General features: G+C 39.2%; 6 protein-coding genes. All 6 read left to right on the top strand.

The annotated features are described in order from the left end of the window. The coding region (locus STRDD04_RS04860) for an ImmA/IrrE family metallo-endopeptidase (RefSeq protein WP_156469052.1) at positions 1-1,163 on the top strand (1,163 nt) is incomplete at its 5' end. Positions 1,164-1,335: 172 nt separating this feature from the next. Beyond that, complete coding sequence (locus STRDD04_RS04855; RefSeq protein WP_062199822.1) at positions 1,336-3,084, top strand: type IA DNA topoisomerase; 1,749 nt, start codon at positions 1,336-1,338, stop codon at positions 3,082-3,084. A 1-nt stretch (position 3,085) separates the two neighbouring features. Next, positions 3,086-4,918 (top strand): AAA family ATPase, encoded by a 1,833-nt coding sequence (locus STRDD04_RS04850; protein ID WP_062199820.1) that lies wholly within the window; start codon positions 3,086-3,088, stop codon positions 4,916-4,918. Between the two features lie 90 nt (positions 4,919-5,008). Next, the gene (locus STRDD04_RS04845; RefSeq protein WP_017646909.1) at positions 5,009-5,356 is read left to right on the top strand and encodes a TrbC/VirB2 family protein; all 348 of its coding nucleotides are present in this window, start codon (positions 5,009-5,011) and stop codon (positions 5,354-5,356) included. Between the two features lie 10 nt (positions 5,357-5,366). Next, complete coding sequence (locus tag STRDD04_RS04840; RefSeq protein WP_017646910.1) at positions 5,367-6,440, top strand: hypothetical protein; 1,074 nt, start codon at positions 5,367-5,369, stop codon at positions 6,438-6,440. Between the two features lie 17 nt (positions 6,441-6,457). After that, positions 6,458-7,201 (top strand): LPXTG cell wall anchor domain-containing protein, encoded by a 744-nt coding sequence (locus STRDD04_RS04835; RefSeq protein ID WP_062199818.1) that lies wholly within the window; start codon positions 6,458-6,460, stop codon positions 7,199-7,201. Positions 7,202-7,328 lie beyond the last annotated feature (127 nt).

The raw sequence follows: 7,328 nt of genomic DNA, 5'->3' as shown, positions 1-7,328 counted from the left end.
AACCATTTGATTATAAGTCAGCCTCAGCTTATGAAATTAGTGAAAGAGCCTTCCAGAAAATTCGTGAGTATACACAATCCCCTGAAGACTTAATGGAGTACGTGGAATTTATGAGTAAGTTCCCTCAACTATCTCCTCGTAACGTAGCTTTGATCCAGGAACAATGGAGAGGTGCAAATGCAGTCGCTACTTATGATCAGTGGCAATCGATGGGAGAAGCCCTTGGAATTAAACCAGAGGACGTTATCCAAACAAAAGCAACGTACGTTAACAAGAGAACTGGTGAAACTAAGGAAGTAGTTCATCGAGGTTTATCTGTTAAAACAGGCGAAAAGTCTCAGATCACATTGTTTAGACCGTTGATGGTTCGGATGATTCCTGTCATAGATGAGAATGGAAATCACGTCAAAAATGATAAAGGAAATCCAAAATATAAAAAGTTTTCAGATGCAACGCCACAGGAAAAGGAATTGGTGAAAGCAGGCAAGCTCCCTGTTCGTCAATTCCAGGAGAGAAATCCTAAAACTGGCCAACCAAGGTTTACAACTTACAAGGTTTTTGAGTTGTCACAAACCACTTTAAAACCAGAAAGCTATCCAAAAGCGATGCCAAACCGTCATTATAACTTTGATGTTGATAAGGTAAAAACGAAAGAGGTGCTGGAAGGTCTTTGTGATTATGCTGAAAGCATTGGTGTTTCTATCATGAAAGATGAGGCTCATGTGCTAGGAAATACTAAGGGTGCCTTTTTCCCACAAGAACACTTGATTCTTATTAATCCAGATAATACGCCTGGAGAAAAGATTGCTACAACCATTCATGAGCTAGCTCACGCAACTCTTCATAATCCTAGCCTATCAGATCAGTATAAAGAACTTCCAAAAGTCCAAAAAGAGCTTGAAGCTGAAATGACTAGTCATTTACTGTCAAAACATTTTGGATTAGATACGTCTGAAAAGGCTATTGATTATATGGCTAAGTGGACAGATAATTTACAAGGATTAGATGATAAACAATTAGCTGACTCTTTGAAACGAATCCATAAAACAGTTTCTAAGATGCACAAACAAATTGAGCATCACACAAAACCTTATCAATTAGGAAAAAGTCAAGGACAGACACCAAATTTTCCTAAAGCCCCGACAAAAGGGCCAAGTCGTTAAGACAGAAGGTATTCTCAATTGAGAGTACCTTTTTTGTGTGCAAAAAGTGATATAAGAAGTTATATAACAAATAGTATCAAGACTGTTTTAGTTATACGGCTTTGTCCCCTTAATGCAGAAATCTTCATTATCTCTTAAACTGAAACTATTAATAACAAAGGAGAAGAGCTATATGGTAACAGTCATTCTAGCTGAAAAAGAAACACAAGCTGCTGCTTATGCAGAAAGTTTGGGACCAGCTAGTAAAAAAGGAAAAGTTCATATTATCAAACATACCCCATATTTTTCAGATGAGGTTCATGTGATTGCTGCGGAAGGGCATTTATTTGAGTATGGCTTACCAAAGGATAATTGGGATTTGGATAAATTGCCTTTGGTCGATGTATCGTTTAAACAAACACTAAAGCAAGACAAAGTTTCCAAAGATACCTTTAAACAGATTTATCAGGAAGTGATGGCAGCTGATCAGGTGATTATTGGTACGGATTCTGATAGAGAAGGTGAGCGGATTGCTTACTCAATTTTATCCCACATTCCTGAAGGAAAAAGTAAGGTAACTAAGCGTCTTTGGGTTAATTCGGTTACTACTCGATCACTTCAAAAAGCATTTCAGACACTTAGGGAACCGATGGAAACCTATAACTACTATTTAGAAGCTGAAGCACGTGCACAATCAGATTGGTTAGTAGGAATGAATTTATCTCCTCTAGCAACTCTGACCTTACAAAATAAAGGACGACTTCCCAGAGGAAAAGGTAATAGCTTATCTGTTGGTCGTGTGCAAACTCCAGCGGTTCGTTTAATTTGTGAAAATGATTTAGCTATCCAGAATTTTAGGCCTCAAACGTATTGGAAATTACAGCTAGAAGATAAAGAAACAGGAGTGACATTTTCCAATAAGGAAAAGTATTCAGATAGTGATGTGGTTCTGGCCAATTCACGACAATTAAGTCCTACCTCGATGGTTTCTTCAGTTGAAATGACAGAGCATCAGAGGGCAGCACCTGAGTTATTTAATCTCTCGGATATTCAAGGACTTGCTGCTAAATGGTGGGACTTTGAACCTCTCAAAACGGAAAGGATAGTAGAAAGTCTTTATTTGAAAAAATACTTATCCTACCCTCGAACAGATACTCGATTCATTACTAGAGAGGAATTTGATTATCTTAAGACGTACATCAAAAGTTATCAAGATGCTATTAGTTGCCATTTTGACCCAGTTCATTTAGAGCCAAGGGAAAAATACGTTAATCCTGAAAAAGTGGCTAAAACAAGTCACTACGCCCTTATTCCTACAGAAAATATACCTAACCTAGTGACTTTAAAACCAGATGAACGGCTAATTTATGAAGCTATTGTTCGCAGAACACTTTTGATGTTTGCGGCTGATTGTCGCTATAATACCACAACTGTTGAAGTAGAAAATAAAGGCTTGATTTTTAAGGCAGCAGGTAGACAGATGATCGATTTTGGTTGGGTCTCCTTCAGTAAGCAAAAATTAAAAGGTGATGTTACACTACCACATTATCGTGTAGGAGATCAATTGGAAACAAAAACGTTGATTCTTGAAGGTGTTACAAAACCACCTAAGAGGATTACCGAGTCTCAATTGATTAGTGAGATTTTACCGAAGTATGGTTTGGGAACACAGGCAACGAGAGCAGCAATGCTAAAAACGATTCAAGACCGTGGCTATATCACTAAGAATAAAAAGTCTGGTCAACTATTTCCAACTGATAAGGCTTATCTCTTAACTCATTACCTTTATGATAATGAGTTTGCAAGTCCTGAAACCACGGGTGGTTGGGAGCTATTCCTTTCCCAGATTGGAGAGGGAGAAATTAATCCCCGTGAGTTTGTCGATGCTATCAAAGAAAAGTTAACAGATCAAGTTGCAGCTGCTAAAGGAAGGAGTGATTGAAGTGGAAGACGAATTGAAGACCCCCTATCTTGATAAGTACACTGATAATTTGTCAGCTAAGGTTGCTAAAAAATCAGATGACTACCAAGTTTATGGTCGTGACAAAGAAGTACAAGCGGTCATTATCTCACTTCTCAGAAGAACTAAAAATAATCCTATTCTAGTGGGAGAAGCAGGGGTTGGTAAAACAGCCATAGTGGAAGGTCTAACGCTTGCTATTATGCGTGGACAAGTTCCTGAAGCTTTAAAAGGATTAACGGTTCGTTCCCTGGAGCTTTCTAGTTTGATGAGTGAAGATGACGGTGGCTTTATTGCTAAGTTTAAGAAAATCATCGAAGAGATGGTTGCCACACGCGGACATAATCTTCTCTTTGTAGATGAATTTCATACCATAGTTGGTGCAGGCAGCCAGGACGGTCAAGCCCTCGATGCGGGAAATGTTATTAAACCAGTTTTGGCACGTGGGGATATTCAGCTGATTGGCGCAACTACTTTAGATGAGTTCCATGATTATATTGAAACCGATAGGGCCCTGGAACGTCGGATGCAGCCTGTTATGGTTGAAGAGCCAACGATTCCACAAGCTATAACCATTATTGATCAGGCAAAAATGATTTATGAAAAGTTCCATGGGATTCAAATTTCCTCAGAAGCAGTTCGTCAAGCAGTTCGTCTATCTGTCCGCTATATTACAGATCGTTTTTTACCAGATAAAGCTTTTGACCTAATCGATGAAGCTTCTACGATTGCAGCGGCTGAAGGAAAAGCAACTGTTACTGATGAAGATATAGCCCAGGTCTTAAAAGATAAGACAGGGATTCCTGTGACGACAATTCTAAAAGGAGACCAGGATCGTTTAGAGGGCTTCAAAGAAAAGTTGATGGATCGAGTCAAAGGACAGGAAGATGCCATTGAAGCTATTGTAGATGCGGTAACCATTGCTCAGGCAGGGTTACAAGATGAAAATAAGCCGATCTCTTCATTTCTCTTCCTGGGCCCAACTGGAGTTGGTAAAACAGAACTATCTAAGGCAGTTGCAGAAGCACTCTTTGATGATGAAGATGCGATGATTCGCTTTGACATGTCTGAGTTCAAGAAAAAAGAAGATGTAGCCAAGCTGATTGGTAATCGTGAGACACGAACTAAAGGACAGTTGACCGAAGGTGTGAAACGAAAACCTTATTCTGTTTTATTGCTAGACGAAGTAGAAAAGGCTCATAGTGAGGTTATGGACTTATTTTTGCAAGTATTGGATGATGGCCGTTTAACAGATAGTTCTGGTCGCTTGGTTAGCTTTAAAAACATTATTGTCATTATGACGACTAACATTGGTGCTAAGAAGATTATCAATAAGTGGGAGTTGAAGGGTAATTTTAAAGATTTGACTGATCGTGATAGGCAGCAATTTGAAAAGTCTATGGAAAGTGAGCTACAGAATGAGTTTCGTCCAGAGTTTCTTAATCGTATCGAAAATAAAATTATCTTCAACCTCTTAGAGAGAAATGTCATTGAAGAGATTGCAGAGAAGAACCTCTCTAAAATTTCAGATCGGATGAAGCGAAAAAATCTAACGTTGTCGTATGAGCCTAGTTTGATTCAGTATCTCTCAGATGTTGGTACCGACGTGAAAAATGGTGCACGTCCTTTAGAGCGTTTAATTAAGCGAAAAGTATTAGCACCTATTTCTGCTAAAAGCTTAACCTTGGAAAAAAGTAAACAAACCTATAATGTTCATTTATGGGTTGATGGGGAAGCACCAGATGATCGACACAGAAAAGATTTAAGACAAATTCAGTTAGATATTGAAGGAGAAATGGATGCCTTTTTCAGCTGAAAAAAGTTTTTCCTGTGATTTGTCCCCTTAACGCACAAAATTTAATTATCCCTTATATTAAGAATGTCAATAAATTAAAGGAGGACTTTTATGAAAAGTAAATTGACAAATTTTATCAACAAAGTGACGGCAAAAGGTAAAGGATACTTACTAAGTTTGTCACTCTTTTTATCGGGGGTCTTGACCAACACTGCCTATGCAGATGATCCTTTCGCTAAAACCGATGCATTAGCGCAACAAGGTATTTCTAAAGTACAAGGGATTGGAGTGGTTACTTTGGGACTTGCAGTTGTTGTGACTGGTTTAGTTTATGGTTTTGGTGGACGTGAAGTCAAAGCTGCTATCAAAAAACACTGGGTAGCTATTGCAGTAGCAATCATTGCCGTATCTGCTGGTCCAAGTATTATTGAATGGGGCTTTAAGTTCGTGAAAGGATAAGGTGGTTACTATGGCATTTATCCCTTTCAAGAAAAGTAATAAATGTTTGGTGACTGATGATCTTTTTATAGAGATAACTTGGGAAGAAGGAAAATCTCCAGAATATGATAGTGAACTTCTAGGAATTATAGAAGGACTGGATCAGCAGTATCTGGATACCTTCCAGCATCCAATTGAAGAATCGCTGCCTTATGTGACGTTTCGTCAAGCGGAGTTGCTTTTTCAAGCATTACAAGATGCCTATGGACAGTTGCAATTGAACAGGGTTGCTATCTGTCATTTAGAAGGTAAAGAAGCTGTTTCAGAAGGAGAAGTATTTGCTAGTCCATTTGTTATTGACAGAAACTATCAAAATCTTCTATTGCCTCTGATTCAAGCCATTCTAATAGATCCTGAATTTCAATCATATACTTACACCGAAAAGCGTGAGTACTTTGTGAATCAGATCTATCCAGCTTACAAAGTAAGCTTAGGAATCCAAGAATCAAGCTTACCCCTATTTCCAGTAGAAGGTGAACAAGTATCAACTGTAGCACCGACTCAAAAGCAAGTCTCTAAAATGTCTGTACCCCCTGCTCAACCAGTTGCAGCATCAAGCATTAAAGAATCTTCTTTGAAGAAAGTTTATATTCTATTAGGTCTTTTAGGTGTTCTAGCAGCAGGCGGTATCATCTCATCTATGATGGCATTTTCTCAGCTATCAAAGCAATCTGAGCAGGTCACTTATCTCTATCAAGAGTTAAAGGACACAAATTCTCTGATTGATAAGGAACATCAGGTAGATGTTTTTAATCGCTACTTTTTACCGACGTATTACTCAGGTAACAAAGAAGCTTTATCAGAGTATCTCTCAGATGGAGATGCTAAATACACAGCACCTAAAGAGGGAACCTTGCAATCAGTCATTTTAGAAAAGATGACGTATGATTCTAAAACTAAAGAATATATGTCAACTTATGTTCTTTCTGTAAAGCATGACGATAAACCGTCCAATGTCAGACTAACCTTTAAGGTTAAAGCAACTGACTCAAAAAAAGGTTTCGTCGTGACAACCGAACCGAAAGAATCGAATTATAACAAATAAAGAAAAGGAAATTTACGATGACAAAGAAACAATTACTGGCCACCTTGGTCGTATCAACGTTAGCACTGGCACAAGCTGGAGTAGCTTCAGCTGATGAAACGACAACTTTTCCAGTAGATGGAACAACTCCAGTTGTTGTCTCTCCGGCTGAAACACCAGTAGATCAAACACAACCATCACAGCCTGTCGAAACACCTACCCCAGGTACAACGACAACACCAGCGACGGACGCACCAGTGGATCCTGCAACTCCGACTCAACCTTCGGAAACTCCAACAACTCCTCCAACTACGGAACCCGTTACCCCTGCGCCAAGTGATCCAGCTGATCCGTCAACGACAACTCCATCTACGCCTTCTGAAGAACCAAAATCAGATGAGCCAACCCAACCTTCAGGAGAGCCGACATCACCAGCGCCATCAGATGGTAATGGTCAGACGACGCCAACACCAAATCCTAGCACAAAGCCAAGCGAGCCAACAATCCCTGTTACTCCAACGGTTGAAAACCCAGTAGTGACCAACACTGGTGCAACTATCGTTAGTACCCAAAATGGGCAATTAGTTCTCTCAGATGGCTCACGAGTAGCTCCAGAAGCCCTAGGCGCTAAAACAAATAGCGATAAAACCATCTCTGTCACAAAGGCAGATGGTACCACAACAACCCTTCCTGAAACAGGAGAAGCTCAGAATGTATTGGGACTCCTTGGAAGTGCATTACTCGGAGTCACGGCTTGGTTCTTCCGTAAAAAACAAGCTTAATCAAAAAAAAGAAAAACTACTGATGACCGAAACGTCATTAAACTAGATAAAAAAATGAAGGAGATTCACATGAATCAAGAAACAAAACAAATTTTCTCAATCCGTAAATTCAAAACAGGAACATACT

Origin of the sequence: Streptococcus sp. DD04, from assembly GCF_001578725.1 — a bacterium.
Taxonomy (GTDB): domain Bacteria; phylum Bacillota; class Bacilli; order Lactobacillales; family Streptococcaceae; genus Streptococcus; species Streptococcus sinensis.
The sequence above is the reverse complement of the archived record's forward strand: the minus strand, read 5'-3'. Positions and strand labels throughout refer to the sequence as shown.

What these genes read in the sequence shown, in the direction of transcription:
- STRDD04_RS04855 (WP_062199822.1), top strand. Translation starts at nt 1,336, where the DNA reads ATGGTAACAGTCATTCTAGCTGAAAAAGAAACACAAGCTGCTGCTTAT.
- STRDD04_RS04845 (WP_017646909.1), top strand. Translation starts at nt 5,009, where the DNA reads ATGAAAAGTAAATTGACAAATTTTATCAACAAAGTGACGGCAAAAGGT.
- STRDD04_RS04840 (WP_017646910.1), top strand. Translation starts at nt 5,367, where the DNA reads ATGGCATTTATCCCTTTCAAGAAAAGTAATAAATGTTTGGTGACTGAT.
- STRDD04_RS04835 (WP_062199818.1), top strand. Translation starts at nt 6,458, where the DNA reads ATGACAAAGAAACAATTACTGGCCACCTTGGTCGTATCAACGTTAGCA.